Here is a 26,525-nt window from a genome sequence, read left to right as displayed (position 1 = left end):
CCCGTGGCAGCGGGCGCCACCTACGCCTTCCAGGCGGCGATGGCGATCGACGAGCACTTCAGACGCTGCTCCTTTTGCGCGGCAACTCCCTTCAGGTGGTAGCACGTCGGTTCGTCCGGGGTGTCGGCGAGGATATGCGGGAGGGCCGCGGTCACCGTTGCGGTCTCCAGCGACAGCCCCAGCAGTCCCGGTTGGCCCGAATCCTTCCAGCCGACCCAATGCAGCCGGGATTTCCACAGTGCGTGTCGTTCGTCCAGATTGCGCAATTGGTTCCGGTCGTGCGTCATCAGGAAGTCGAAACCCTGGCGCGCGACCTCGGGAAACAAGGGGATGTCCTGCTCGTACTGCAGGCCGAGATCGTGCGCCGGAGTGAAGTCGTGTCCGATGAACAGAGCCCGGAGAGAGGCGGCAAGGGCGACGTTGAGGTTCGCGTCGAGAAAGAACTTCACGCCGCCCTCGCCTCCACACTCTCGACCTGGGACTGGAGGTCGAGGGCGTCGTATGCGGCCGCCGCGCTGACGTCGGGGTAGAAGTGGGCGACGTCCGCGAATCCGATATCGCCGCTGGAAACCAGCTTGGCGATGGTGTCGAAGGGAATGCGCGTGTTCTCCACGGTGGGCCAGCCGGCCAGGCGGTGCTCGCTGACGTGGAGATGGCGGCGCGGACGGCGGAAGTCGACGACAGGGTCGCCGCGGAAGTTCTCGAATGGTGCGAAGACGTTTTCCAAGTTGAGCAGCAGACTCTGCCCGGGCCGCTTGACTAGGTCGGTGACAGCGTCATCGTCGACGAGGTAGACGCTTCGGCCGTCGGTGCGTAGTTCGTAAACCGACGGATGATCGGTCAGGTCGAGGTCGCGCAGTTGATTGAGCGCCTTGCGGATCGCTTGCAGCGAGACGTCTGTACGGAGCTTGACGAAGCTCCGCAGCGCGACGAGATCACGAAACGAGTACAGGTACGGATCAGTCCCGACTTCGGGAGTCAGTAGGTCGCGCCGCCAACGATGGAGTTGCGCCACGGTTGCTCCGGTGAGCACGGACGCGAGCTTGATGGGAAAGGCCATGGTTGTCACCTCCTTTCGTGGCCGGGTGGTGCCGCCGACACAAGCATGGCAGATCATCGGGCGGATCCATCCTTCTCCTCGCTGGTCACCGCTGTGTGCACGTCAAGTGATCATGCTGCCCACGGTGGGTTCGCGTCTCGCGTTGGCCGAATGCGGACAGTTGCGGTCGAGCAACGAAGTATCTGGTAAAGAGAGGTCCCCTCGCCGTGCGGCAGTGCCGCGGCCGACGGAGCCTGTCGTGCGTGTTCCCGCGCCGAAAGTCCGCTAGCGCGGGGGTTCGCCGACCGACGAACCGCTACGCGGCGATAGATTGGACGGGTCAGGACGTCCCGCGTGAGGCGCCGTGCGGGGGCGTATCGCGGGCGCGGACGTGCGCCCGTGCCGTTGCGAGTCGGGTTCCGGTGAGAGCTGCCTTGTCCACGACCTGGGTGATCCTGTTCGCCCTGCCGATCATCGCGATCGTCGTCATCGTCGCGTTCGCCCTCTACCACTCCTCCGAGGTCCGCAAGGACGATCGGGACGACTGGACCGACGCCGACGACCGTTGAATCGGCGTGTCCCGCCGGGCGCGGCCGAGACCGCGCCCGGCGGAGCGCCGGGTCAGTTCGACGGGGCGGCTTGCGCGCTCCGCGGATCGGCGGCGCCGCCATCATCAGGCGCGGCCGGCGCCGCTCCCGTGTCCCGTTCCCGGGCACGCGGTGCGGGTGCGGACTCGGCGGCGACGGGCAGGAACGCGCCGTCGGCGCCGAGCACGTGCACCTCTGCCGATTCCAGGTCGTAGTACATCCCGGACAGCTCCAGCCGCCCCTCCTCGACCCGGCGCCGCACCGCCGGATAGGTGAGCAGATTCTCCAGCTGCTGGACGACGTTGGCCTGCGACAGCTCGCGCAGCGACTCGGCCGCCGGCACCGCGTGCAGGCCGCCGCGGTCGACGCGGGCCAGACTCGCGTCTCCGTGGGCGAGCCAGCGCCGCAGGCGGTCCAGTTCGGAATCGGGCTCGCCGGTGCCTTCCAGTAGCGCCTTCATCGCACCGCAGTCGGAATGGCCGCACACCACCACCGCCGGCACCTCCAGTACCGTCACCGCATACTCCAGGGCCGCGCCCACGGAATCGTCGGCGGGTCCGCCGTCGCGCCGGGGAACCAGGTTGCCGATGTTGCGCAACGTGAACAGGTCGCCGGGGCCGCTGGCGGTGATCAGGTTGGGCACGACACGGGAGTCGGCGCAGGTGATGAACAGCGCCTCGGGCCGCTGGCGGTGGGCCAGTCGGCTCATCAGCGACCGCATCCGGCCGGCCGTGCTGGCGTGGTACTCCCGCGCGCCGCTGAGCAGCAGTCCCGAGGGCGGGGCGGCGGGATCGAAGCCGCCGCGCATGCCCCAGGGCGCCCACCACCGGGCGAGGCCGCCCGGCGCGGTCTTGCCGGCGGGCGGGGTCTGGCTCGACCGGCGCTCGTACCAGTTCTCGTGCACCTCGTCGATGTCGACGCTGCCGCCGGTGCGCTCGTGGTCCAAGCGCCAGGCGTGGATCGACTCGAAGGCGGCGTGGTCCATGAAGTCCACGTGCAGGTCCAGATCGACGTGGGCGCCGCTGGGCACCGTGCGCAGCACGTGTGCCACCCGCGGGACGCCGAGGAAGGTGAGCGAGCCCTGGACGACGATGTGCCACCGTCCCTCGAATTCCTCGGTGAGCACGCTGACCCGTGTCAGTCGGCGCAGCGAGACCAGCACCGACAGGGCGAAGCCGATGACGACGCCCTCCAGCAGCCCGAAGACCACCACCGCCAGCAGCGCCGCCAGGTAGACGCCGGCCTCGCGGTGGCGCCGGAGGTCACGCAGGTGGGCGAGGTTGACCATCTGCAGCCCGATCACCACGAGCAGCCCGGCCAGGGCCGCCAGCGGGATCAGTTCGACGGCGTGCGCGAACAGCGCGATGAACACCAGGATCCACACGCCGTGCAGCACCGCCGACAGTGGGGTGCGGGCGCCCGCGCGGGCGTTGGTGGTGCTGCGCACGATGACCCCGGCGATGGGCAGTCCGCCCAGCGCGCCGCTGGCGGTGTTGGCGGCGCCCTGGCCGACCAGTTCGCGGTTGAGGTCGACGCGCGGCCCGTCGTGCATGCGGTCGGCGGCGATGGCGCACAGCAGCGACTCCACGCTGGCCACCAGGGCCACCGCGACCACGCCGATGGCCACGCCGTGCAGCTCGGCCCCGGCGGGCAGCATCGGTCCGTTCCAGGCCGCGGCGGGGGAGTCGGGCAGGTGTACCCGCTCGACGTTCCAGTCGGCCACCGCGGCCACGGCCGTCGCGCCCGCAACGGCGACCAGGGCCGCGGGCAGGCGGCGGATGCGCCGCAGGCCGGGCAGCCGCGGCCACACGACGACCACGGCGATGGTCAGCAGTCCCACGACGACCGCGGGGGTGTGGTTGTCGGCGAGCTGGCGGGGCAGCTCGGCGATGTTGGCCGGTGCCGAGCTCTGCGGATCCCCGCCGAGCAGCACGTGCAGTTGGGCGAGCGCGATCGTGACACCGACTCCGGCCAGCATGCCGTGGACGACCGCGGGGGAGACCGCCAGCGCCGCTCGCGCGATCCGGCAGGCGCCCAGGCCGATCTGCACCAGTCCCGCGAGCAGCGTGATCAGGCAGGTGACCCGCCATCCGTAGGTGGCGACCAGGTCGGCGACGATGATGGTCAGTCCGGCGGCGGGGCCGCTGACCTGCACGGCCGATCCGCCCGCGAGCGCGGCGACGACGCCTCCGACGACGGCCGCGATGATGCCGGCGATCAGCGGTGCCCCCGACGCCACGGCGATACCCAGCGACAGGGGTACCGCCACGAGGAAGACGACGAGGGAGGCGGCGGCGTCGCCGGGCACGTTGCTCAGTAAGAAGTGCGAGCGGACGCGGGAGAGCGGAGCGGCGGCCTCCTCCCGATGCGGGGTCGGTGTTCCCTGGGCGTCGTGGCGCATGTCTACCCCCGATGGGTGCGAGCGGAATGGCGCTTGGGGACAGCGGCCTCGCAGAGGGTCGACGGGCGAATGAGCCCGTGACCCGACGAGCCTCGGTCATCACTAAATGTAGTCAATCCAGGCCGTGCGGAGGGCGCATTCGCGGCGATGTCGATAACCGTTTCCGCGGATGTGGCTCGCCTACGGGGGTGCCACATCCGCGCAGGGTGCGCGACCGCCTTCTTCGCGGGGGGCGGCACGCCGAAGGGCGGGGCGCGCCGACGCGCCCCGCCCTTCGTGCGGTCCGGGTCTTCGGCTAGCGGTACCCGCCGTAGCCGTAGCCGTATCCGTCCTGGTCGTAGGGCGGAGGCGGAGGGGGGGTGTCCGGTGCCTGCTGCTGGTCGGGGTGGCCCGGGTAGGGCGGCCACTCGCCGGGTGCGGGGTCGTAGCCTGCAGGGCCCGCCGGGGGGTAGCCGTACTGGTCCATCGCCGGCGGGTAGTCGCCGAGGACGTCGGCGTAGCCGGAGTAGGGCTGCTGCGCCGGTCCCTGCTGGGAGGCGCCGATGCCGGGGTAGCCGTTCTGCGGGGCGGGCCCGGGCGGGGGCGGCGGTGCGCCGTAGGGCCCGCTGTCGTGGTATTCCGGCGGGTAGCCGCCGGGACCGTAGGGTGCGGGCGGCTCGTAGCCCGTGCGCGGGGCCATGCTCGGCTGCTCCCCGGAGGCGCCGCCCCACGGCCGCTGGTCCCAGGAGGGCTGCTGCGGTTGCTGCGGACCGCCGTAGCCGTAACCGGGATCGCCCGCACCCGGCGCCGGCGGGACCGGGTCGCCCGGTTGCGGCCCGGGCGGGGGCGGCGCGGCACCGTAGGGGCCGCCGTCGTAGGAGTCGCGCGAGTAGGAGCCCGGCCCGTAGGCGGGAGGAGCGGCGTCGAACCCGCTCGCGGGCGTGTGGGCGGGGCCGGTGCGTCCGCCCATGCCGCCCGGGATTCCCGCGTCGCCGCCGCCCGAGGGGGGACCGGCGGACCGGGTGGGCTCCGCGGGATAAGTCGGCGGGGCGCTCGGGCGCTGGTGCGACCCGGTTTCCAGGCTGGACCAGATCGGCGACCCCGAGTCGCCGCCGGAGCCCGCGGACGGCGAGAAGGAGGGATCGGTCAGCGGGTCGCCGCCGGCCGAGCCGCCGCGTGGGCCGGACTCGTAGGGGCCGCGGGACGGCCGGCTGTAGGACCCGGTGTCGAAGGGCGAGCCGGCCTGCGCCGGGTCGTAGGACGGCCGGTTGTAGGAGCCGGTGTCGTAGGAGGAGCCGTCGGCGCCGGAGTCGTAGCCGGAGCGGCTGTAGGTGCCGGTGTCGTAGGAGGAGCGGCCGGACGCGCCGGCGTCGTAGGAGGGCCGGTTGAGGGAACCGGTGTCGTAGGCCGAAGGGGCCGCCGGCGCACCGGCGGAGGAGCCGCTGTATCCGGAGCCGAGGGGGTCCGCATCGTGGGCCGGGCGGCTGAAGGAGCCGGAGTCGTAGGAGGGGCGGCTGTGCGAGCCCGTGTCGTAGGACCCGGTTTCGTAGCCGGTGTCGTAGGAGGAGGGCGCCGGGGCCGGAGCGCCGTAGCCCCCGTGTGCGCCGCTGCGGCCGAGCGGCCCCGTGTCGTAGGAGGAGCGGCTCGGCGGCGCCGAGGTGTAGGAGGGGCGGCTGTGCGAGTCCGTGTCATAGGACGGCCCGCCGGCCTGCGAGGGCCCGGAGGAGGTGCTGCGGCTCAGCGGCGAGGGGCCGCCGAGGGGGTCCTGCGAGTACGAGCCGGAGTCCCGGTGGGCGGAGCGGTTCTGTTCACCGCCGGCCGCCGAAGAAGCGGACGCCGGCTGCGACAGGGGGTCCGCTGAGGCGGCCGGCGACCAGGGCCGCGCGGGCGTGGGCGCGCTCAGCGGGTCGCGCGTTTCCCGGCCGCCCCGGTCGCCGGGAGCGCTCCGCTCGCCCGGCGATGCGGCGTCGCCGGAGCGCTCCTCCGCCGCCCGGCGCCCCATGTCCTCACCCGGCGCCGGTTGCTGCCCCAGGCTCGCCAGCATGCGCAGTCCCGAGGCGTCGCCGGAGCCGTCCTGGCCGACCGCATCCGCGGTTTCGCCGGAGTCGCGGCCGCGGCGCTCGCGCGGGCCGCCTTCGGCAGGTGCCGTGCCGGGGCCGGTGTCGGCGGGGTGCGGCGGCAAGGCGGCCCTGTCGTCGTCTCCTTCGTCGGTCACGGCCGCCATGGCCGCGGTCGACTCGCCGCGGGTGTCGCGCCGTCCGGCGAAGGGGGGATCGTCGTCCTCGAAGGCGGCCGATCCGCCCCGGGGTTCGCGGCGCCCGGCGAAGGGGCGCTCCTCCGCGTCGAAGTCGGGGTCGTCGCCGGAGAGGCTCGACCAGAAGTCGTTGCCGGAGAAACCGTCGTCGTCGTCGCGGCGGGGGGAGCGGCCGCGCCGGGAGCGGGAGGAGCGAGCCGGGGCCGCGTCGGCCCGCGGTCGGCGCTCGCGCTCGCGGCCGCGCTCCCGCGGTTCCGGCTCGTCTTGGGCGGGCCCCTCGCCGTCGCCGTCGTAGTCGTCCTCGTAGTCGTAGCCGTCGTCGGCGCCGCCGATGTTCAGCGCCCGCATCCCCAGCAGGATCAGTACCAGGACGATGAGAACCACGATGACGGCGATGATCGCGATTAGCGCAATGGTCACGGTGAATGCACCACCCTAGGGCCCGCGGCCTGGTAGACGACATGGCTGCCACCGGCGGGGGCGACGGGGCTGGCCGGTGTGGAAGCGCGCGGCACGGATGAACGCGGCGGCGCCGCCCGGAACCCGCGGCGCACGCCTGGGCGGTCGCGGGGCCCCACGGCCCGTTGGGGAACCCCCGTCGTGAAGGGACGCATGGCGCATTGCGCGGGATGTCCGGCATGTCCGACGGATATGCGCCCGTGCGTGGTGCCCGGGGCGCATCCCGGGCTTTCGCGGCGGCGCCGGTCGTACTGCTCACGCGATTCGGTCATGAGGTAATCAACGGGGGGCACGGATCCACTTTATGCATAGATGCGGCATGAGTGCAGAGGGCGACGGAGGGTTCCTCTGGCGTACACGGAGCGAGCATAGGCCGTGTATGTCGGATGTGTGTCGGATATCGCGCCTTCGCCGGAGTCCCGACCCGAAACGCGAGTCACGACGGGCCGTTGGTGACCGAGAGGGAGCCCCGCGCGATGGCGCGGTCCGCGATCGCTCCGAGCGACTCCTCCAAGGACGCGTCGTCACTCAGCTCCACCTCGCTGTCGAGCGCGTAGAGCGTGAAGCGGATCTCGTCGGCCCCGTCCTCGGCGTAGCAGGGCGGGTCGTAGGAGGATTCGCCCTCGCTGTTGACCCCCTGCTCGCCCGGCTGGGGCACGGTGTTCTGCCGCAGCTCCGCCGTCTGCGGGTCGAGGCCGTAGAGCACCCAGAACACCGTGGCCTCCTCGGGCGCGTCGACCACCAGCGCCAGCGACTCGGTGACGTCGTCGTCGGGAAGCCCCGACCACTGCAGCGTGGGGGAGATGCCTTCGCCCTCGCAGGTGTAGATGTCGGGGATGGACTCGCCCGACTGCATCATCGTGCTGGTCAGGTTGATCTCGTCGTTCATTTCGGTCACCGAGCCCGGCGACAGCGCCCCGCATCCCGCTGTCGCGGCCGCTACGAGCGCCGCACCGCCCGCGGCGGCGAGCCGCGATGTCGCGCGGCGCGTTCGTGGTGGACGGCGTTGGACCGAGAACATGGGGCTCCTGCGAGACGATGCGACGGACTCTCCCGGTGCCGGGCGCCTCGCGGGAGCGCGGAACACTACCGGGCTCGCCCGGAGGGCGCGGCACGGCACAAACCATACTGCGGACCGAACGACGATGAGTTCCCCTGCCCGGCGTGCCCCGCAGTGGCGCCCGATCCGCCGTTTCCACTCCTCTTACGGCGAACGGGGGTTTTACCGGCGAACACGAAATCCCGTTGAGCCCGCGCGCCGGGGATCGGCAATCATGGAGCCGTGCGGTTCTCCATCCTCGGTCCACTCGCGGTGCACAGCGCCGACGGCGCGGTGCTGCCCGTCGGCGGCACCCGCCTGCGCCGCCTGCTCGTCCTGCTGCTCCTGACACCCGGCCGCACGGTGGGAAGCGACCGCTTGATCCGCGGCATCTGGGCCGACGAGCCCGAACCCGAGAGCGCCGCCAACGCCCTGCAGGCCCTGGCCTCGCGGCTGCGCCGCGCACTGGGCGGCTCGGCGCCGCTGCACGGCGACGCCACCGGCTACCGCCTGGAAGTCGACCCCGGCAGCGTCGACGTGCACCGCTTCGAGGAACTCGCCCGGCGCGGGCGCAGCGCCCGCGCAGCCGGCGACCCGGAGGGAGCCGCGGCCCTGATGGGCGAAGCGCTCGCGCTGTGGCGGGGGCCGGCGCTGGCGGACCTTGCCCGCATCGGCGGCGCCGACGACGTGGCGGTGCGCCTGGCCGAAGCCCACCGCAGCCTCGTGCTGGAACGGCTGGCGGTGCGCCTGGACCTGGGCCGCCACGACGAGGCACTGCCCGACATCGAGGCGCTGGCCGCCCGCGAGCCGCACGACGAGCGCCCGGTCGAACTGCTCGTCCGCGCGCTGGCCGCTTCCGGGCGCCAGGCCGACGCGCTGGCCGCCTACGACCGGCTGCGCCGCGCTCTTGCCGAGGACCTGGGCTTAGACCCGTCGCCGCACCTGCAGGAGGTGCATCTGCGCCTGCTGCGCGGCGAACTGCCCAGCGGGGCGGGGCGGCGCGGAACCGCGCCGCCCCCCGCAGAGCCGCCCGAAGTCGCAAGAGCCGCCGTGCCGCGCCCGGTCAAGCGCCTCCCGCACACCATGACCAGCTTCGTCGCCCGCGAAGACGAGGTCGTGCAGGTCGGCGCGCTGCTGGCGGCCGCGCGGCTGGTGACCCTGATCGGCCCAGGCGGCGCCGGCAAGACCCGCCTGTCCATCGAGGCGGCCTCCCGCTTCGTCGGGGACCGGCCGGATCTGGCCGAGGGAGGGGTGTGGTTCGTCGAACTCGCTCCGCTACGCGAAGGCGCGGACATCCCGCACGCCCTGCTCTCGGCCCTGGAACTGACGGAGACCTCGGGCATGGCGCTGTCCTCGGCGGCCCCCGCCCCGAGCGGCGACGCGCTCGACCGCGTCGCCGGCTTCCTCGGCGAGCGCGACGTCCTGCTGGTGCTGGACAACTGCGAGCACCTGGTCGCCGAGACCGCGCAGACCGCTGAGATGCTGCTGGCCCGCTGCCCGCGGCTGCGGCTGCTGGCCACCAGCCGCGAGCCGCTGGCGATAGCGGGGGAGCGGCTGCTGCCGGTCTCCTCCCTTGCCCTGCCGCCCGAGGACACCACCGCCGCGGAGGCCGGAGAGTACGCCGCCGTGCGGCTTTTCGCCGAGCGCGCCCGCGCGGCCGACCCCGCGTTCGCCGTCGACGCGGAGAACGCCGAGCACGTCGTCCGCGTCTGCCGCGAGCTGGACGGCATGCCGCTGGCGCTGGAGCTGGCCGCGGCCCGGTTGCGCGCGATCCCCCTCGCCCATCTGGCGGCCCGCCTCTCGGACCGGTTCCGCCTCCTCACCAACGGCAACCGCTTCGCGCTGCCGCAGCACCAAACCCTCCAGGCCGTCGTCGACTGGAGCTGGGAGCTGCTCGACGACGCCGAGCGCGCCCTGCTGCGCCGCCTGTCCGCGTTCGCCGGCGGAGCCACGCTCGACGCCGTCGAGCACGTCTGCTCGGGGGGCGAAGCCGAGGACGGCCGCGACGTGTGGTCGGTGCTCTTCGCCCTGGTCGACAAGTCGCTGGTGACAGCCGAGGTCGCCGAAGACGGCGACACCGAGCCGCGCTACCGGATGCTGGAGACCGTGCGCGCCTACGGTGCCCAGCGCCTCGCCGAGAGCGGCGAGGAACCGGCCGTCCGGCGCGCCCACGCCGAATACACGCTGGATCTGTGGAGCCGCGCCGACTCCCACCTCCGCCGCGCCGAGCAGCTCTCCTGGCTGGCCCTGCTGCGCCGCGAGCACGACAACCTCACCGCCGCGCTGCGCTGGTCCGTCGACGCGCGCGAGGCCGTCCTCGCCCTGGACCTGCTGCACGCCTCCAGTTGGTACTGGCAGATAGCCAACACCTGGACGGACCTGGTCCGCTGGTGCGGCGAGCTGCTGAGCACGATCGGCGAGCGCCCTCCACAGGGGCGTACCACGGCCTACGCGCACTGCCTGGCGCTGCATTCGATGGGCGCCGACTCCGCGTCGGTACCCGAACTCTCCGTCAAAGGGCTGCTGCGCGCCGAGGAGCTGCTGGCCGAGTCGGGGACACAGCCTGAGCACCACCCGGGGCTGATGCCGTCGAGCCTGCTGCTCGCTGTGCTCGGCCACAGCACCGCCGAACGCATCGCGCGTATGGACGAAACCGCCGAGACCCACGGCGACCCCTGGGTGCGCGCCGCCGCGTGCCTGTTCGGCGGGCTGCTGGAGGCGCACACGGGCGCCAGCGGCGCGGGCCGCACGCGGGTCCTCGCCGGTCTGGAGCGGTTCCGCGCGATCGGCGACCGCTGGGGAACGGCCCACGCACTGACCGTGGCCGCCGGTCTTTACCACCTCAGCGACCTGGACCGCGAACTGGAGTTGCTCACCGAAGGCGACGTACTGGCCGAGGAGATCGGACTGAGCGGGCTGCGCGCCCAGTTCAAAGTGCGCCGGGCACTGTGCTTTTCCGGACGCGGCCGCTTCGAGCCCGCCCGCCGCGAGCTCGCCGATGCCCGCGCGCTGCTGTCGGACAGCGGCACCCGGTTGTTCTGCCGACTGGGCGAGGCGGACGTCGCTCACGCCGCCGGCGACGCCCGCGGCGCGCACGAGATCGCGCAGGCGCTCGCGCCCGAGGTCGCCGCCATGAACGACGTCGTACGGGCGCAGGTCGAGCCGACGTGGCTGTGCCTGCGCAGCCGCACCGCGATGGCCCTGGGTGAGCGCACCGCCGCGCTCGAAGACGCCGCGGCCGCCGGGCGGCGGCTCCCGGCGCGGCACGGCGGCCTGCCCTGCGCCGAGGTCCTGGAGGAAATCGCCGAAGTGCTGTACGAGGAGTGGCCCGAGCGCGGGGCCATCCTGCTGGGCTGCGCCGAGACGGTGCGCGGCCTGCCCAACACGGCCGCCCCCGCCGTCGTCCGCATCCGTACGCACGGTCGGCGAAGCCTGGGGGCACAGGGCTTCGACCGCGCCTTCGCCGTCGGCGCCGAGGCCGGGATATCCCGGGTGGGCACGTGGCTGGAATCCTGGCTGACCGAGGAGCTCACCGCCGCGCCGCCCGACGCCGGAACCTCCGGATGAACGCCCATCGGCCGCGGCGCCGGGCCGAGGTCGAGGCCATCGGGCCGGGCTTGGGGTGAAGTCGGCCCGGGTCTGCTGTGCGGCCTTGTCGGTCTGCCGGGACGGCGGGCCTTGCTTGGCCCGTCTATCGTGAACTTATGGCCGCCGGAAATCGCATTCCGCGACCATAAGTTCACGATCACCGCCGGATGGGCGCAGGCGCCGCCCTTGCTGCTGCTTTCCGGTGAAGTCCACCCGTCGCCCGGCAGACCAACAAGGCCGCACAGCAGACCCGAGCCGCCCTCCGCCGACCACCGCCACCGGCGAGCACCCGACCCGGCGACCGCAGGCGCCCCCGGACCGGGAGGAGACCGTGCACCCGCCCGACACCGAGCCCGCTCAGCGCAGCGCGGGCGGCCGCTGTACCGAGCGGATCGGCACGCGGGATCGAGGAACGGGACGAAGGACTACTAGCCGAAGATGCCGCGGCTCTGCAGCATGGAGTCGACGGTCTGCGCCAGTGCGGGCGCCCAGTCGCCGCCCTGCTCCGCCTGGGCGTGCTCGATGCGGAAGCGGGCGAACCGGTCCTGGCTCTCGGTGAACAGGCCACCGCGCTTGTCTACCTCGATGACCACCTCGACACCTTGGGGGTCGGCGACGAAGGACAGCTCCATCTCGTTCATCCGGCCCGCGTACTGCGGTGCCGCCCGGAACTCCAGCTCCTGGTACAGCGGGAACTCCTGACGGGTGCCCACCAGGCGGCCCTGCTCGATGTCGGTCTTGACCAGCGCGAACCCGAGCCGGTGCGCCGCCTCAAGGATGCGGTCCTGGGCGGGCAGCGGGTAGATGCGGATGAGGTCGAGGTCGCCCTTGTCGGGAGCGCCGCCGATCACCACGTCGGTGTCCAGGCCCACGACGGCGCCGGGCAGGGGGCGCCCGCCGGCGTCGGTGAGCGGGCTCTGGTAGGTGACCCGGTAGGTGAAGGGCACCCGGCGCTGCTCGCCTGCGTGCAGCCGGAACGGGCCGGTGACGGCCATCCGGTGGAACTCCCGGGTGACCTGGCCCTCGTAGTCGCCGCTCTCCACCTCCACGCGGGCGGCGAGGGAGACCGCGATCTCGTCGATGTCGGCGTCGACCTCGCCGCCGGCGAGGTCGATGTAGCCGTGCAGCTCCTGGCCGGGCCGGGTATGCGGCTCCGGGACGACCGTGTCGATGCTGGGGCCGCCGATGCCGAACGCCGCGAGTACGCGCTTGATGCCCATGGTGTCCTTCCGATCGGGCGCTGGAGCCGCCGCTGCGCGGCGGAACCGCGGATCCTCCGTTGCACTACGACGCTTCCGACGCTCGCCGACGCCTCCAGGTTCCCACGCGCCCCGGGTTCACCAGCCAAGCCGGGGCACTCGCCTCGCGTGGACGCCCGCCGCGGCGCCACCGGAGACCCCGGCGGCGCCGCGGCGGGCGGGGCGTTCGGCGGGCCACCTCAGGCGCGGCGCCGGTAGGCCCGGGTGGCCAGGGGGAAGAAGACCGCGGTGATGCCGATCGTCCACAGCAGCACCCACAGCAGCGATTCGCCGGCGGGCTGGGAGTTCAGCAGCTCGCGCATGGCGTTGATGACGTGGGTGACCGGGTTGATCTCGGCGAACGTCTGCATGAAACCCGGCATCTGGTCGGTGGGCACAAAGGCCGAGCTGCCGAAGGTCAGCGGGAACATCCACACCGAACCGAAGATGTTCACCGCCATCGGCGTGCGCAGCAGCATCCCCATGAACGCCGACAGCCAGCACAGCGCGAACGCGAACGCCATGACCACGGCGGTGGCCGCCAGCAGGCCCAGCACGCCGCCCTCGGGGCGGTACCCGATGGCCACCGCCACCAGCATCACCATGACGACGGTCAGCAGGTAGCGCACCAGGTCGCCGAGGATGGCGCCGATGAGCGGGGCGGAGCGCGCGATGGGCAGTGAGCGGAAGCGGTCGAAAATGCCCTTCTCGATGTCGGTGTTCAGCGCGACGCCGGTGCCGATCGTGGCGAAGATGACCGACTGGGCGATGATGCCCGGCGTGATCAGGTCGCGGTATGCCCGCCAGTCGCCCATCATGGCCTGGCCGAAGACGAACACGAACAGCGCGACGAACATCAGCGGCATGAACGTCAGCCCGAGGACCTCCTCGGGGTTGCGCTTGATCTTCAGCAGGCTGCGCCAGGTCAGCAGCATGCCGTGCTGGACGGCCGACACGGGGGTGATCCGCTCGGTGACGGCGGGGGCCGACGTCGCGCCGGCGGGCTCCGCGGTGTCCACGGCGCTCATGCGTGGGTCCTCTCGCTCTGCTCGGCGCCCGCGGCGCCGACCGCGGGAACGGTCTCGGCGGTGTGCCCGGTCAGCGCCAGGAACACCTCGTCCAGGCTGGGCCTGCGCAACGTCAGCTCCGCGACCGCGATCTCCTCCTCGTCGAGGCGTCGGACGACCTCGGGCATGACGGTGGTGTCGGTGACCGAGGCGTTGGCGGCGCCCTCGCCCGAGCGGACCTCCGAACCGGTGACGGCCTCGACGATGCGGCCGACCCGCTCCAGCCGGGCTGCCTCCAGCGGGCGCACCTGCAGCACCTGCGCACCCGCGCGCGCCTTCAGCTCGTCCGGGGTGCCGCGGCTGATCACCTCGCCCCGGTCCAGCACGGCGATGTCGTCGGCGAGCTGGTCGGCCTCCTCCAGGTACTGCGTGGTCAGCAGCACCGTCACACCGTCGTGCACCAGGGTGCGCACCACGTCCCACAGTTCGTTGCGGCTGTGGGGGTCCAGGCCGGTGGTGGGCTCGTCCAGGTAGAGCAGCGCGGGCCGGCCCACCAGACTGGCGGCCAGGTCCAGGCGGCGCCGCATGCCTCCCGAGTAGGTCTTGACCGCCCGGTCCGCGGCGAAGGTGAGGGCGAAGCGCTCCATCAGCTCCGCGGAGCGGGCGCGCGCGGAGGCTCGCGAAAAGCCGAGCAGGCGGGCGATCAGCACCAGGTTCTGCGTGCCGGTGAGGTCCTCGTCGACGGCCGCGTACTGCCCGGTGAGGCCGATCCGGCGGCGCACCAGGTGCGGTTCGCGCATCACGTCGTGGCCGGCGACCGTGGCGTGCCCGGCGTCGGGCCGCAGCAGCGTCGACAGGATCCGCACGGTTGTCGTCTTGCCGGAACCGTTCGGCCCCAGCACTCCCAGTACGGCTCCGGTCCGTGCGGCGAGATCCACCCCGCCGAGGGCGGTCTCGCCCTTGAACCTCTTGACCAGACCCTCCGCCCGGATGGCGTCAGTCATCGTTCCTCCCAACGTGCGTTCACGCCCCCAGTTTCCGCAGGGGTACTGACAAAGCGCTGACAACCGCGCCCGGCGGCTGACACGCGGCCGATACACCGCCTTCCAAGGGGCGGGCGCACTCGTGGAACACGCTTCGGGCTTCGATGGTTCCCGGGCGCCGCCGCACGCCCCGCCGGTGTGATCGGGACGACCCGCCCTGGCCCTAGACTCGGTGCCGTGGCGACGACGACGCGATTGAGACCTCCGACGCACCGCGTTTCGCCGAGGTCGGTACGGATGTGGACCCTGCAGTCGGCGATCGGCTCGGCGGTGACGCTGGGCGTGCTGAGCGCGGCCGTGTGGGGGGTGCGCCTCGCGTCGTGGGCGTGGATTCCCGACTGGCTGCTGCGCAACGCCTGGTGGCTGGTCGCGGCCTACGGCGTCTACGCCGCCGCCCGCACGGTGATCGTGCCCCAGTGGCGCTACCGCGTGCACCGCTGGGAGACCACCGCCGACGTGGTCTACACCCGCAGCGGATGGTTCAGTCGGCAGTGGCAACTGGTGCCGGTAAGCCGTATCCAGACCGTCGACCACCGCCAGGGGTGGATGGAGCGGCTGTTCCGCGTCGCCACCCTGGAGGTGCAGACCGCCTCGCACGCCGGATCCTCCACCATCGAAGGGCTCGACGCCGGCGACGCGCAGCGGATCTCCGAGGAGCTCGCCGAGCGCGCCGCGGAACTGCGCGACGACGCGACATGATCCGCGCGGCGGCCCTGCCGCCCGCACCCAGCGGTGACCGAGCGCCGCAGCGGAGACCGGACGCGCCCACCCGAGGAGACCGAGACCGATGAGCGAGTACGGCCCGCCCGACCCCCGCACGCCGGGCTCCGGCGGCGGCGAGCCCGGTGCCGCCGGTGCGGCCGGGGAGCGCCCGGACGCCGGCGCGGCCGCGGGAGCCGCGCCGGGCGCGCAGGGGCCTCCAGAGTCCGACGCACCGGTGGGCTCCGACGGTCCCGAGGGCGCCGCCGCGCCGGACGAGAACGCGCCGGCCGCTGCGCCCGAGGCCGAGCCCGTGTACCGCCTGAGCCGGTTGACCCTGGTCACGGCGCCGATCAACTACCTGCGCAACTACCTCGTCCCCGTGCTGGTGGCCCTCGTCGCCGGCACCTACAGCTTCAACCCGTGGGTGCTGGGCGGCGCCGCCGGCGCGATAGTGATGATGCTGGTCAGCGGGATCGTCACCTGGTACACGTTCCGCTACCAGGTCGGCGCGGAGCGCCTGGAGATCCGCCGGGGACTGATCAACCGCTCCCGCCGCTCCATTCCGCTGGAGCGCATCCGCGGCGTGGACATCACCTCCAACCTGCTGCACCGCATGCTGGGCTTGGCCGTCGTCAAGATCGAGGCCGCCGCGGGCGGCGGCGGCAGCGAGGAGGGCAAGCTCGACGCGGTCACCGCACCCGAGGCCGAGCGGCTGCGCCGCGTCCTGCTGCGGCGGCGCGCCTACCTGCGCGGCGACGAGGGCACCCCCGTCGCGCCCGCCGACGCTCCCTCCGCCGACACGGCGGCGGGAGCGCAGGCGGAGCCGGACGACGACGCCGAGGTCTACTTCGCCATGCCCAGGGCGTGGTACTTCTACGCCGTGCTCAGCCTGGGCTACCTGCTGACTCCGTTCGTGGCCCTGGCCACGCTCGTCGGCTTCCTCGGCCAGGGGGTGGGCGAAGCCGTCGCCGAGCGCATCGGCGACATCGCCGTCGACGTCTACGAGCGCGCGATCGAGATGACGGTGACGCTGCTGATCGTGGCCGCCGTCGTGCTGGTTCTGGTGCTGCTGCTGGCCATGCCGCTGTTCGCGGTCGTCTCCTACACCGTCACGCACTGGCGCTTCACCCTGCTGCGGCGCGGGGACGCGCTGGTGGCCGAGCGGGGGCTGCTGACCCGGCAGAGCGTGACTCTGGAGAAACGGCGCATCCGCGGGCACGAGCTGATGGACAACCCGCTGGAGCGCACCCGCGCGGCGGTGCGCCTGCGCGCCATCGTCACCGGTCTGGGCCAGACCGCGACCCGGGCGATGCTGATGCCGATCGGGCCGCGCGCCACGGTCGAGGCGGTCGTGGAACGCGCGCTGCGCCCCTTCCGAGGCACTCTTGCGCGCCATCCGCGTGCCGCGCTGTGGCGGCGGCTGTTCCGTGCGGTGGTGCCTTTCGCCGCGGCCGCCGCGGTGGCGGCGTTCCTCGCGCCGATGTGGGTGGCCGCCGCGCTGGCGCTACTGGCTGTGCTGGGTGTGCCGCTGGGCATCGACCGCTACCGCTCGCTGGGCCACGGCGACGACGGCGATCAGGTCAGCGTGCGGTCGGGGTCGCTGCGGCGGGTGCAGGCGGTGGTGGTGCGCGATGCCGTCATCGGCTGGACCTGGAAGCAGACCCTGTTCCAGCGCCGCGTGGGGCTGGCCGACCTGGAGTTGACGGTAGGCGCCGGCAGCGGCGGCTACACGGCGATCGACGCGGGCTTCGCCGAGTCGGTCGGCTTCGCCCGCGGCGTCACCCCCGACATGGTGCGCCCCTTCCTCGAAGGCGGCGGCACCGGAGAAGGCGGCGGTTCTCAAACGTGACCGCTGTCTCGACGAGGCGCTGAGCCACCCGAGTACCCGCTATCGAGCCGCCGCGCCGGGCGGGCCACCGGCGTGCACCCGGTGCGGCGGGCACGGGCCGGGCCCGGCGCCGCCCTCGTTCAAGGCCGTACAGCCGACCCGAGCCGGCTGCCTGGTCCCGCGGGCGAGAGCGAAACGCCTTTCTCGTCGGCCGTACGGCGGTCTCGGGAGCGGACCGGCAACGGGCGGCCGGCGAAACGGTGGGCGTCTACTCCGACTTCTTCGAGCCGAACATGATCTCGTCCCAGGAGGGCACCGAGGCGCGGCGGCCGCGGCCCTTGCGTCGCGAGTTCCCGCCGCCGGAGGGGCCGGTGGTGCCGGCGGCGGCCGCCGAGACGGGGGGCTCCTGGCGCCGGGCGGCGGGACGCTCCTTGGGTTCGGGCTGGTCGGACCCGCGTCCGGCGTCGGCCGACTGACGCTGCGCCGCGGGCGGCTCGGCGTCGGCTACGGTCGTGCGCCCCGCTGCCGGGCGCTCGGGGCGCTCGGCAGGCTGCGGCGCCTCGGCGGGCTCGGGCGCGGCGGGGTCGGGAGCCTCGTCCGAGGCTGCGGGCGCCTCGCCCGCCTCCCGCGCCGCCGGGGGCTGCTGCTCGGTCGGGGCGGGCTCCGGCCGCTGCGGCGCGGTCGGCTCCGCAGCGCTCTCGCGTGCCGCCGGTGCGACGCGGCCGGGAGTGATGCGGGTACGGCCCGCCGCGGGCCCCTCGCGGCGCTCAGGCGGGTCGGGCGGCGCCGGAGCCTCCTCGGTTGGCTGCGGTGCGCTCGGGGCGGAGGGCAGCGGGGAGTCCGGTCGGGCGGGCTCGGGGCGGGCAGGCTCCGGACGCGCGGGCTCGGGGCGCGGGGGCTCGGGGGCGGACCCCTGGCGCCGCGGGACGAAAGGTGTGACGTTCGCGCTGCCCGGGCCCAGGTCCAGCGGCTCGTCGGCGTCGGGTGCGAGGAAGCGCACCGCCTCCTCGTCCACCGGGGTCACCGACCGGCGCCGCGGCTCGTAGAGCCAGTGGGCGATGCGCTCCTCACCGGCCACGAGGAAGGCCAGCTTGAGCTGCCAGGTGCCGTCCTCCCGCTTCCAGGAGTCCCAGACGGCGTCTCCGGTCTCCAACTGGTGGCCGCCGATGCGCCCGGTCACGAGATCGCCCAGCACCGGTCCTGGCGCCGACTCGCCCTGGCGCCGCACCGAGGCGCGCTGCGCCTGCTGGGCGATGTACTCGCGCTCCTGGAGCACGGGGCTTTCGAACCAGCGGACACGCTCGATGGGGATCCCGGAAAGTTCCGAGATCGCCTCGGCGGTCTCACCCGAGCGGATCCGAGCCTGGATTTCCTTGGGGCGCAACGGATTCTCCACTTCGATCTCGTACTGGCCGAGCCGGGAGAACTGTCCGCGCACGGCAGCGCGGAGACGGTCGTCGACGGGCAGCATGAAACGGGTCCCACGACCGGCACTCGCCAATACCAGGTAAGTGCCGTCCTCGCTGACGGCGGCGAGGCGAAGCTCGTGCATCGCCCTCCCTTTCGCGTCCCGTCGAGGGTAGGTCCTCGGCCATCCCCCACGATCCCAGTCTCATCGGCGTCCGCGTGTTCGGCCAACACCGCGGGTGGCATGTCCGAACCGCGTGAGTCTTCGGTGCGATCCGCAACGACCGCACGTCGCTTGTCGTAGTGCTGCCGGGCGCCATCCTGGCACGCGGCCGAACCGGGCTCGGGGAGCGGCGGACGGGTCCGGCCACCGCCGCGCTCGCCGCCCCTCGGCCGATGGTATCCCGCGCGTCCAGATCGGGTCCGGGCCAGAAGGCGGATTCCCGCTCTTGTGGCCGATACCGGGACCGTCCGCGCCGGGTGGGACCGATGGGCTCAAGTGCCCCGGATGATGCCATATGGTGATCAATCTGTGGTTTGCGATGTTATTCGGGTGGCGAAGGAGCGAGCGGCTTGCGTTGCGGTTGTCCCGCTGCCATCAGGGGAGTGGCAGGCGGTGCGGTCCGCGCGTCCGCGCTGCCGCGTATAAGCCATCGACGCAGACCGCGAGCAGCAGCGATCCGGCCGCCCCGCGCGGCCGCGGAGGGGGGACGATGACCGACGAGGAGGACGCGGGAGGCCGCAAACGCCTCGACCTGAGCGCATCGCAGGTCGTCGGCGGCGGCGTGGCCACGATGACCGCCGCGACGGCGGCCTCGTACCTGGGCGTCTACGGCACCATCATCGGCGCGGCGGTGATGAGCGTGATCAGTACCGCGGGCACGGCCGTCTTCTCCCACTGGATGCAGCAGGGCGGCCGCAAAGCCCGCGGACTGGCGGGCCGCCAAGCCGGGCGCACGCACCGCGAGGACAGCGCCCGCGGCACCCTGGCCCACTCCGGCCCCGGCGCCGGAGACGGCGACACCCTGCTGGCCGCGGCGAGCGAGCCGGGCGCCGACGGCGAGCAGCAGCGCGACGAGGCCCCGGCCGGATCGGTCGAGGAGACCCGGGCGCTGCCCCTGCTCGGCGCGGACGGCCCTGCCGAGGCCGACGAAAGAGCCCATCACGCCGAGGAACAACCCGGCGGCGACGAGGCGCGGCGACCGCGTTGGCGCCCGGCCTGGCCGGGCTGGCGCCGCCTGGCTCTGCCGGCCGCCGCGGTGTTCCTCGGCGTGATGGGCGTGGTGCTGGTGTTCGAACTGTTCACCGGCCAGTCGCTGTCGGACACGGTGCACGGTCGGCAGACGGCCTCGGCGCCCACGATCCTGGGCGGCGGCTCCACCGGCGGTGAGCAGGAGGGCGACGAGCCGGCTCCGGAGGCCACCCCCACCGGCGGCACCCGGCAGGACGGCGGTCCCGCCGGGGACCCGAGCGCGCCCGTCGAGCAGCAGCCGGAGGAGGGCGCCACCGGGGCCCCGCAGCAGCCCGAGACCGGAACGGACGGCCAGGACACCGAGCAGGAGGAGACCTCCGCCCCCCAGGAGGACACCGGGGACACCGGGGATACCGGCGAGCAGGAGCCGGGGACCGAGCCCGGCGGCGGTTCCGGACCCGGCGGCCAGGGCGGCGTCGTGGAACCGGGCCGGCCTTCGCCGTGACGCGGCCCGGGGCGCGCCCGCCGGAACCGTCGACCCGCAGCGGGGCATCAGCTCCGGCTCGCGGGACCCGCGAAGCGCCGCGGCTGCGGGGCGGCGCCTCGGCCGGCCCCTGCAGCCCCCGTTGCGCAGGGACGCCGCGCCGGGGCGCTCAGGCGCCCAGCACCGAGTCGAGGTAGGCGTTGGCGAACCGGCGGTCGGGGTCCACCCGGTCGCGCACCGCCATCGCCGCCTCGAACCGCGGGTAGACGCCGCCGAGGTAGTCGGGGCCGCGCGTGTGCAGCTTGCCCCAGTGCGGCCGGCCCGCCGCCGCGGTGAACACCGCCTCCAGTTCGCGGAAATAGTCGGCGTAGGGCCTCCGGTGGTAGACGTGCGCGGCCACGTAGGCGGTGTCGCGCCCGTAGGCCGTCGACAGCCACACGTCGTCGGCCGGTGCGAAGCGGACCTCGATCGGGAAACCGATGCGGTGCCGCCCCGAGTCGAGGATGCGGCGGATCTCGGCGAGCACGTCGGGCAGGGCCTCGGCGGGCACGGCGTACTCCGTCTCCACGAACCGCACCCGCCGCGTGCTCGCGAAAACCCGGTGCGAGGCGTCGGTGTAGCCGCGCGCCGACAGCGCTCGGGCCGCGACCTGGTTGATCGCGGGGATGGCAGCGGGGGCCCGCCGCCCCAGCCGGTTCACCCCCTCGAAGACGGTGTTGGACAGGAAATCGTCGTCCAGCCAAGCCCGCCACGGACGCAGCGGCTCGGCCGGCCCCGCTGTCCGGTTGTTGCGCTTGGTGTTGGTGCGCCCGGTATGCGGGAACCAGAAGAACTCGAAGTGCTCGTTCTCCGCCCGCAGCTGCGGCAGCCGCTCCAGCACCTCCTCCAGCCGCATCGGCTCCTCACGCGCGTGCAGCAGGAACGCCGGATCTGTCCGCAGAGTGAGCGCCGTGACGACGCCGAAGGCCCCCAACCCGACGCGCGCCGCCGCGAACAGCTCGGCCTCGCGCTCGGCCGAGCACTCCACCACCGAACCGTCGGCCAGCACCAGCTCCATTCCGCAGACCTGGGCCGCCAGCCCGCCGCTGTCGCGGCCGGTGCCGTGGGTGCCCGTCTGGATCGCGCCCGCAGCCGTCTGCACGGCGATGTCGCCCATGTTGGCCAGCGCCAGCCCGCGTGCGTGCAGCGCCTCGTTGAGGTCGCACAGCGGCAGGCCCGCCTCCACCGTCACCGTGCCCGCCTCTGCGTCGACGCCGCGCAGGCGCGCCAGTCCGGTGGGCGAGAGCAGCACACCGTCGGTGAGGGCCACCCCGGTGAACGAATGGCCCGCCCCGACCATGCGGATGCGCAGCCCCTCCTCGGCGGCCGTGCGCACCGCCGCGGCCACGCCCGCCGTCGTCGACGGGGACGCGATCCGCAGCGGCCGGGCCTGCTGCGTCCGCCCCCATGTGCGCCACGACACAGTACTCATAGCCGCGCAGACTACCGGCAGGGCGCCCGGAGCAGACCGGGAGGCGCGTACGGCCGGTGGGACGGTGACACGCGCGACCCGCGCCCGGAGCGGGCACCCTGCGGCGAGCTGGTTGGATGGGGGCATGCCCTACGAGCCCTACGACGCCTTCCTGCTCGTGTCCTTCGGTGGCCCCGAAGCCGAGGACGACGTCATACCGTTCCTGGAGAACGTCACCCGCGGCCGCAACATCCCCCGGGAACGCCTGGCCGAAGTCGGACAGCACTACTACCTCTACGGCGGTGTCAGTCCGATCAACGAGCAGTGCCGGGAGCTGATCGCCGCCCTGCAGGCCGACTTCGCCGGCGCCGGCGTGGAGCTGCCGATCTACTGGGGCAACCGGTTCTGGAACCCGATGCTGAGCGACACCGTCGCCCGGATGGCCGCAGACGGCGTGCGGCGGGTCGTGGCGATGGCGACCTCGGCCTACAGCAACTACTCCAGCCACCGGGCCTACCTCGACGACATCGCCGCCGCGCGCGAGGCGGTCGGCCCCGAGGCCCCCGACATCGAACTGATCCGGCCCTTCTTCGACCACCCCGGCTTCGTCGAGCCGCTGGTGGAGCACACCCTCGACGCCCTCGACCGGCTCCCCCGGGACCAGCGCGGCGGCGCCCGCCTGCTGTTCTCCGCGCACTCCATCCCCACCGCGATGGCCGAGGCCAGCGGCGCGCCCGGCAACGACCACGGCCCCGGCGGCGCCTACGTCGCCCAGCTCGGCGAGGTCGCCCGCCTGGTCAGTGAACGGCTGGGCGAGGAGCACCCCTACGACCTCGTCTATCAGAGCCGCAGCGGGCCGCCCTCCCAGCCGTGGCTGGAGCCCGATGTCAACGACCGCCTCGCCGAACTGGCCGAGCAGGGCACCACCGCGGTGGTCGTCGTGCCCTACGGGTTCGTCTCCGACCACATGGAGGTCAAGTACGACCTCGACAACGAGGCGAGCGAGACCGCCCGCGAGCTGGGCCTGCACTACGTCCGCGCGCTCAGCCCGGGGACGCACCCGCGGTTCGTGACGATGGCGCGCGAACTCGTCGCCGAGCGCGCCGCCTGGGCCGAGCCCTTCGGCCTGACCTCCCTGCCGGCCTGCCACGACTGCCCCGAGGGCTGCTGCCGGCAGGGATGAGCGACTCGGCGGATGCTCCGGGCGAGCCCGTGCCCGATAGGGTCGATTCCGGGCGGATGCCGCAGGGCATCCGAAAGCCGCCGGAGCACCGCCCCCGGGCGGGCGGCACCCGGCGGCGGCCGACAGACAGCCGAACAAGGCCGGAAGGGGAAGTCGCGCGACGTGGTTCACACCTGGTATGACCCCGAGGAGTACGTCGGACTGCGGCGCGTGGGGGGACTGGTCCTCTCTCCCGACGGCACCCGGCTGATCGCCCCCGTCACCGAGCTCAAGGCGGACGGGCGCGGCTTCCGCACCGCCCTGTGGGAACTCGACCCCGCCGGCGCGGCCGAGCCCCGCCGACTGACGCGCTCCGCCGCGGGCGAGAGCGGCCCCGCCTTCCTGCCCGACGGCTCCCTGCTGTTCGTCTCGGGCCGCCCCGACCCCGACGCGGCCTCTTCCGCGGACGCCCCGTCGCTGTGGCTGCTGCCCGCGGGCGGGGGCGAGGCCCGCTGCGTGGCCCAGCACCCCGGCGGCTTCGGCGCCCTCGCCGTCGCCCGCCGTGCCGGAACCGTCGTCTACACCTCCGAGGTGCACCCCGGCGCCGCCGACGCCGAAGCCGACGCACAGGCCCGCAAGGCCCGCACCGACGCGGGCGTGAGCGCGATCCTGCACGAGTCCTTCCCCGTCCGGAGCTGGGACCGCGACCTCGGCCCGGCCCGCCCTCGGCTGTTCACCGCGGCTGCACCCGCCGACTCCGGCGCCGGGCTCGGCGCTCCCGCCGACCTCACCCCCGAACCGGGCATGGGCCTGTTCGACCGGAATCCCGACATCACCCCCGACGGCGCCACCGTCGTCACCGACTGGAGCGTGGCCACCGGTGGCGGCGCCCGTCGCGAACGGTTGGTCGCCGTCGACGCCGCCACCGGTGAGCGGCGCGTGCTCGCCGCCGACGCCGACTACCACTTCAGCGCCCCCGCGGTCTCGCCCGACGGCCGCCGCGTCGTGGCACGCCGCGAGTTCGACGGCGAGGAGGGCCCCGGCGGCGAACCCCGCGACACCACCCTGTGGCTGGTGGACCTGGCCACCGGAGAAGGTCGCGACCTGCTGCCCGAGCACGACCTGTGGCCCGCTGAGTACGCCTGGACCCCCGACTCCTCGGCCGTACTGTTCAGCGCCGACGACGACGGCCGCTGCCCCGTCTTCCGTATCGGCACCGAGCCGGCTTCCGGCGGGCCCGTGCGCATCACCGCCGACGACGGCGCCTACTCGGGGCTCAACCCCGCGCCCACGGGCACCGCGCTCTTCGCGCTGCGCCACTCCGTGGACGAGCCGCCCACGCCCGTACGGATCGAGGACGCATCCGCCCCGGGCGCGCACCCGGTGCGGCTCCGCTCGCCGCAGCAGCGGCTGGAGCTGCCCGGCACCCTGACCGAAATCGAGACCGAGGCCGACGACGGCATGCGCATCCGCGGCTGGCTGGTGCTGCCCGCGGGCGCCTCGGCCGAGTCGCCCGCGCCGCTGGTCCTGTGGGTGCACGGCGGCCCCTACATGAGCTTCAACGGCTGGTCCTGGCGGTGGAATCCGTGGCTGCTCGCCGCCCGCGGCTACGCGGTGCTGCTACCCGACCCGGCGCTGTCCACCGGCTACGGCCCCCGCATGCGCCGCCGCGCCTGGGGCTCGTGGGGCGAGCGCACCTTCGCCGACCTGATGGCCGCGACCGATGCCGCCGCCGCACGGGAGGACGTCGACGGCTCCCGCACCGGTGCCATGGGGGGCTCCTTCGGCGGCTACATGGCCAACTGGATCGCCGGGCACACCGACCGCTTCTCGGCCGTGGTCACCCACGCCTCGCTCTGGTCGCTGGAGGCGTTCTCCGGGGCGACCGACTACCCCGCCGACTGGATGGCCGAGTTCGGCCGCCCCGCCGACAACCCCGAGCGCTACCGCAGCGCCTCGCCGGACTCCAGTGCCGCCGAGATCCGCACGCCCATGCTGGTCATCCACGGCGACAAGGACTACCGGGTGCCCATCGGGGAGGGGCTGCGGCTGTGGTGGGACCTCGTCAGCCGCGACGCCGACGCCAAGTTCCTGTACTTCCCCGATGAGAACCACTGGATCCTCGCACCGGGCAACATCAAGGTCTGGTACGAAACCGTGCTCGCCTTCCTCGACCACCACGTGCTCGGCAAGGACTGGGAGCGGCCGGCCCTGCTGTGAGCGGCTCGGGCCCGGCACGTACACGCAACCGGGTGGGCGAATCCGCGCCCGCTCAGGCGCAGAACCACGAACGGGGGACCGATGTCCACGACACCGAGTGAGGACCGGGCGGCGCTGCTGGCCCTGGCGGTGGAGGCCGCCCAGGAGGGCGGTCGCGCCGCGGCCGAGGGCCAGGCCGGGATCGGGGTCCTCGACACCAAGTCCTCGCCCACCGACGTCGTCACCGAGATGGACCGCTCGGTCGAGGCGTCGATCCGCAAACGCATCCACGGGATCCGCCCCGGCGATCCCGTGCTGGGGGAGGAAGGCGGCGCCGAGCCCGGCCAGGGCGCCGTCCGCTGGATCGTCGACCCCATCGACGGCACCGTCAACTACCTCTACGGCCGGGCTGAGTGGGCCGTGTCCATCGCCGCGGAGACCGGCGGCGAGGTGGTGGCGGGCGCGGTCTACGCACCCGCGCGCGGCGACCTGTACACCGCTGTGCTCGGTGGCGGGGCGTTCTGCAACGGCGAGCCCATCAGCGCGGCGCCGGCCGTCCCGCTGGAGTTGGCGCTGGTGGCCACCGGGTTCGGCTACGACGCCGGGCGGCGGGCCCAGCAGGCCGAGGTGCTGCGCGCGGTACTGCCGCGCATCCGCGACATCCGGCGCGGCGGCTCGGCCTCCGTTGACCTGTGCGAGCTGGCGCGCGGCCGTTCCGACGCCTACTACGAGCGCGGGCTCAACCAGTGGGACTGGGGCGCTGCGGCCCTCATCGCCCAGGAGGCCGGCGCCCGGGTCGGCGGCCTGCACGGCGCACCGCCCAACTCCGAGCTGCTGATCGCGGCCCCGCCCGAGCTGTTCGCGCAGCTGCACGATCTGCTCGCCCCGCTGGGCGCCGACACCGACGTCCCCGCGGCGGGCTGAGGCCGCTTGCGGCCCCAACGCCGCCATGCCCGCCCGGGAACGGACAGGCGGACACGAGACCGCCCCCGGAGCCGCGCGCTCCGGGGGCGGAATCGTCGTCGGTCGCGGCGGAACTGCCCTCCCAGCCCCGCCGCGGCGACCGGCTCGGCCTCTGCTGCGCGCCGCTTCGGGTCGAGGCCGAAGTGCTTCGAGACGGCGCCCTATGCGGTGCTCACACGCAGCCGGTGTCGACTCCGTTGCGAGCGGCGATGCGGTGCAGGTCCTCGATTTCCGACAGGTGGACGTCGGCGAGGTCTTCGTCTCCCGCGGCCTGCGCCGCCTGAAGCGACTGGCGGATCTCCATGATGCGGCCCTTGATCTCCGCGCGGAACTCGCCCATTTCACCTCACTTTTCATCGCGTCAGTGCTGGACAGCGCCGTTGGGGCGCTGGTTCAGCCAGACAGGGGACTGCGGTGTCGAGACCGGACGCGACCCGCAGGTGACGGCCATACCCACGTCTGCGGTCCGGTCAAACGTGCGTGACCGAGCTGTGATTCTCCCGG

The 26,525-nt window shown here is 73.5% G+C and carries 19 protein-coding genes; 8 read left to right on the top strand and 11 right to left on the bottom strand.

Annotated elements, in window-relative coordinates; all coding sequences use genetic code 11:
- Window positions 1-20: 20 nt before the first annotated feature.
- Together EKD16_RS14520 and EKD16_RS14515 are read right to left on the bottom strand one after the other, a co-directional pair.
- Window positions 21-449, bottom strand: a complete 429-nt coding sequence (locus EKD16_RS14520) for a PIN-like domain-containing protein (protein ID WP_131098879.1) — start codon at window positions 447-449, stop codon at window positions 21-23.
- On the bottom strand, window positions 446-1,060 hold the full coding sequence (locus EKD16_RS14515; RefSeq protein ID WP_131098878.1) for a DUF433 domain-containing protein: 615 nt from the start codon (window positions 1,058-1,060) through the stop codon (window positions 446-448). The genes EKD16_RS14520 and EKD16_RS14515 overlap by 4 nt, the downstream gene beginning before the upstream one ends.
- 413 nt (window positions 1,061-1,473) lie before the next feature.
- Between EKD16_RS14515 and EKD16_RS26375 the strand changes: the two genes are divergently transcribed.
- A complete protein-coding gene (locus tag EKD16_RS26375; RefSeq protein WP_278248898.1) occupies window positions 1,474-1,608 on the top strand; it encodes a hypothetical protein in 135 nt (44 codons plus the stop codon).
- 52 nt (window positions 1,609-1,660) lie between these two features.
- Here the strand turns inward: EKD16_RS26375 and EKD16_RS14510 are convergent, their stop codons facing one another.
- From EKD16_RS14510 to EKD16_RS14500, 3 genes are all read right to left on the bottom strand, one after another.
- On the bottom strand, window positions 1,661-4,027 hold the full coding sequence (locus tag EKD16_RS14510; protein ID WP_131098877.1) for a SulP family inorganic anion transporter: 2,367 nt from the start codon (window positions 4,025-4,027) through the stop codon (window positions 1,661-1,663).
- A gap of 295 nt (window positions 4,028-4,322) precedes the next feature.
- Window positions 4,323-6,680 (bottom strand): hypothetical protein, encoded by a 2,358-nt coding sequence (locus tag EKD16_RS14505; RefSeq protein ID WP_131098876.1) that lies wholly within the window; start codon window positions 6,678-6,680, stop codon window positions 4,323-4,325.
- Window positions 6,681-7,155: 475 nt separating this feature from the next.
- A complete protein-coding gene (locus EKD16_RS14500) occupies window positions 7,156-7,608 on the bottom strand; it encodes a YbhB/YbcL family Raf kinase inhibitor-like protein (protein WP_242676975.1) in 453 nt (150 codons plus the stop codon).
- A 393-nt stretch (window positions 7,609-8,001) separates the two neighbouring features.
- Here EKD16_RS14500 and EKD16_RS14495 point away from each other — a divergent pair, with 393 nt between their 5' ends.
- A complete protein-coding gene (locus EKD16_RS14495) occupies window positions 8,002-11,325 on the top strand; it encodes a BTAD domain-containing putative transcriptional regulator (protein ID WP_131098874.1) in 3,324 nt (1,107 codons plus the stop codon).
- A 449-nt stretch (window positions 11,326-11,774) separates the two neighbouring features.
- Here the strand turns inward: EKD16_RS14495 and EKD16_RS14490 are convergent, their stop codons facing one another.
- The 3 genes from EKD16_RS14490 to EKD16_RS14480 all read right to left on the bottom strand — a co-directional run bounded on the left by EKD16_RS14490 (window position 11,775) and on the right by EKD16_RS14480 (window position 14,595).
- Window positions 11,775-12,566 carry a sporulation protein gene (locus EKD16_RS14490; protein WP_131098873.1) on the bottom strand — a complete coding sequence of 264 codons (792 nt, stop codon included), beginning with the start codon at window positions 12,564-12,566 and terminating at the stop codon, window positions 11,775-11,777.
- Window positions 12,567-12,784: 218 nt separating this feature from the next.
- Entirely contained in the window at window positions 12,785-13,612 is an 828-nt protein-coding gene (locus tag EKD16_RS14485; RefSeq protein ID WP_131098872.1) for an ABC transporter permease, read from the bottom strand.
- A complete protein-coding gene (locus EKD16_RS14480) occupies window positions 13,609-14,595 on the bottom strand; it encodes an ATP-binding cassette domain-containing protein (RefSeq protein WP_131098871.1) in 987 nt (328 codons plus the stop codon). Before EKD16_RS14480 ends, EKD16_RS14485 begins: the two co-directional genes overlap by 4 nt.
- 276 nt (window positions 14,596-14,871) lie before the next feature.
- Between EKD16_RS14480 and EKD16_RS14475 the strand changes: the two genes are divergently transcribed.
- Both EKD16_RS14475 and EKD16_RS14470 read left to right on the top strand, forming a co-directional pair.
- Window positions 14,872-15,333, top strand: a complete 462-nt coding sequence (locus EKD16_RS14475; RefSeq protein ID WP_131098870.1) for a PH domain-containing protein — start codon at window positions 14,872-14,874, stop codon at window positions 15,331-15,333.
- Window positions 15,334-15,421: 88 nt separating this feature from the next.
- Entirely contained in the window at window positions 15,422-17,185 is a 1,764-nt protein-coding gene (locus EKD16_RS14470) for a PH domain-containing protein (protein WP_131098869.1), read from the top strand.
- Between the two features lie 247 nt (window positions 17,186-17,432).
- Here EKD16_RS14470 and sepH read toward each other — a convergent pair whose 3' ends face one another.
- Window positions 17,433-18,716: a septation protein SepH gene (gene sepH / locus EKD16_RS14465; protein WP_131098868.1), complete on the bottom strand. Its 1,284-nt coding sequence runs from the start codon at window positions 18,714-18,716 to the stop codon at window positions 17,433-17,435.
- A 568-nt stretch (window positions 18,717-19,284) separates the two neighbouring features.
- Here sepH and EKD16_RS14460 point away from each other — a divergent pair.
- Entirely contained in the window at window positions 19,285-20,268 is a 984-nt protein-coding gene (locus EKD16_RS14460) for an ICP22 family protein (protein WP_131098867.1), read from the top strand.
- Between the two features lie 148 nt (window positions 20,269-20,416).
- On the opposite strand, the gene EKD16_RS14455 is transcribed toward EKD16_RS14460, so the two are convergent.
- Window positions 20,417-21,718, bottom strand: coding sequence for a D-arabinono-1,4-lactone oxidase (locus tag EKD16_RS14455; RefSeq protein WP_131098866.1), 1,302 nt, complete (start codon window positions 21,716-21,718; stop codon window positions 20,417-20,419).
- Window positions 21,719-21,842: 124 nt separating this feature from the next.
- On the opposite strand from EKD16_RS14455, the gene EKD16_RS14450 reads away from it, so the two are divergent.
- From EKD16_RS14450 to EKD16_RS14440, 3 genes are all read left to right on the top strand, one after another.
- Window positions 21,843-22,880, top strand: a complete 1,038-nt coding sequence (locus EKD16_RS14450) for a ferrochelatase (protein WP_131098865.1) — start codon at window positions 21,843-21,845, stop codon at window positions 22,878-22,880.
- Between the two features lie 162 nt (window positions 22,881-23,042).
- Complete coding sequence (locus EKD16_RS14445; RefSeq protein WP_131098864.1) at window positions 23,043-25,079, top strand: S9 family peptidase; 2,037 nt, start codon at window positions 23,043-23,045, stop codon at window positions 25,077-25,079.
- A gap of 81 nt (window positions 25,080-25,160) precedes the next feature.
- Complete coding sequence (locus EKD16_RS14440; RefSeq protein ID WP_131098863.1) at window positions 25,161-25,982, top strand: inositol monophosphatase family protein; 822 nt, start codon at window positions 25,161-25,163, stop codon at window positions 25,980-25,982.
- Between the two features lie 211 nt (window positions 25,983-26,193).
- Here the strand turns inward: EKD16_RS14440 and EKD16_RS25395 are convergent, their stop codons facing one another.
- The gene (locus EKD16_RS25395; RefSeq protein WP_165498574.1) at window positions 26,194-26,361 is read right to left on the bottom strand and encodes a hypothetical protein; all 168 of its coding nucleotides are present in this window, start codon (window positions 26,359-26,361) and stop codon (window positions 26,194-26,196) included.
- Window positions 26,362-26,525 lie beyond the last annotated feature (164 nt).

Origin of the sequence: Streptomonospora litoralis (assembly GCF_004323735.1) — a bacterium.
Lineage (GTDB): Bacteria > Actinomycetota > Actinomycetes > Streptosporangiales > Streptosporangiaceae > Streptomonospora > Streptomonospora litoralis.
The sequence above is the reverse complement of the archived record's forward strand: the minus strand, read 5'-3'. Positions and strand labels throughout refer to the sequence as shown.

What these genes read in the sequence shown, in the direction of transcription:
- EKD16_RS14485 (WP_131098872.1), bottom strand. Translation starts at nt 13,612, where the DNA reads ATGAGCGCCGTGGACACCGCGGAGCCCGCCGGCGCGACGTCGGCCCCC.
- EKD16_RS14480 (WP_131098871.1), bottom strand. Translation starts at nt 14,595, where the DNA reads ATGACTGACGCCATCCGGGCGGAGGGTCTGGTCAAGAGGTTCAAGGGC.
- EKD16_RS14450 (WP_131098865.1), top strand. Translation starts at nt 21,843, where the DNA reads ATGCCCTACGAGCCCTACGACGCCTTCCTGCTCGTGTCCTTCGGTGGC.
- EKD16_RS25395 (WP_165498574.1), bottom strand. Translation starts at nt 26,361, where the DNA reads ATGGGCGAGTTCCGCGCGGAGATCAAGGGCCGCATCATGGAGATCCGC.
- EKD16_RS14470 (WP_131098869.1), top strand. Translation starts at nt 15,422, where the DNA reads ATGAGCGAGTACGGCCCGCCCGACCCCCGCACGCCGGGCTCCGGCGGC.
- EKD16_RS14490 (WP_131098873.1), bottom strand. Translation starts at nt 12,566, where the DNA reads ATGGGCATCAAGCGCGTACTCGCGGCGTTCGGCATCGGCGGCCCCAGC.
- sepH (WP_131098868.1), bottom strand. Translation starts at nt 18,716, where the DNA reads ATGCACGAGCTTCGCCTCGCCGCCGTCAGCGAGGACGGCACTTACCTG.
- EKD16_RS14515 (WP_131098878.1), bottom strand. Translation starts at nt 1,060, where the DNA reads ATGGCCTTTCCCATCAAGCTCGCGTCCGTGCTCACCGGAGCAACCGTG.
- EKD16_RS14475 (WP_131098870.1), top strand. Translation starts at nt 14,872, where the DNA reads ATGTGGACCCTGCAGTCGGCGATCGGCTCGGCGGTGACGCTGGGCGTG.
- EKD16_RS14455 (WP_131098866.1), bottom strand. Translation starts at nt 21,718, where the DNA reads ATGAGTACTGTGTCGTGGCGCACATGGGGGCGGACGCAGCAGGCCCGG.
- EKD16_RS14440 (WP_131098863.1), top strand. Translation starts at nt 25,161, where the DNA reads ATGTCCACGACACCGAGTGAGGACCGGGCGGCGCTGCTGGCCCTGGCG.
- EKD16_RS14500 (WP_242676975.1), bottom strand. Translation starts at nt 7,608, where the DNA reads ATGAACGACGAGATCAACCTGACCAGCACGATGATGCAGTCGGGCGAG.
- EKD16_RS14510 (WP_131098877.1), bottom strand. Translation starts at nt 4,027, where the DNA reads ATGCGCCACGACGCCCAGGGAACACCGACCCCGCATCGGGAGGAGGCC.
- EKD16_RS14460 (WP_131098867.1), top strand. Translation starts at nt 19,285, where the DNA reads ATGACCGACGAGGAGGACGCGGGAGGCCGCAAACGCCTCGACCTGAGC.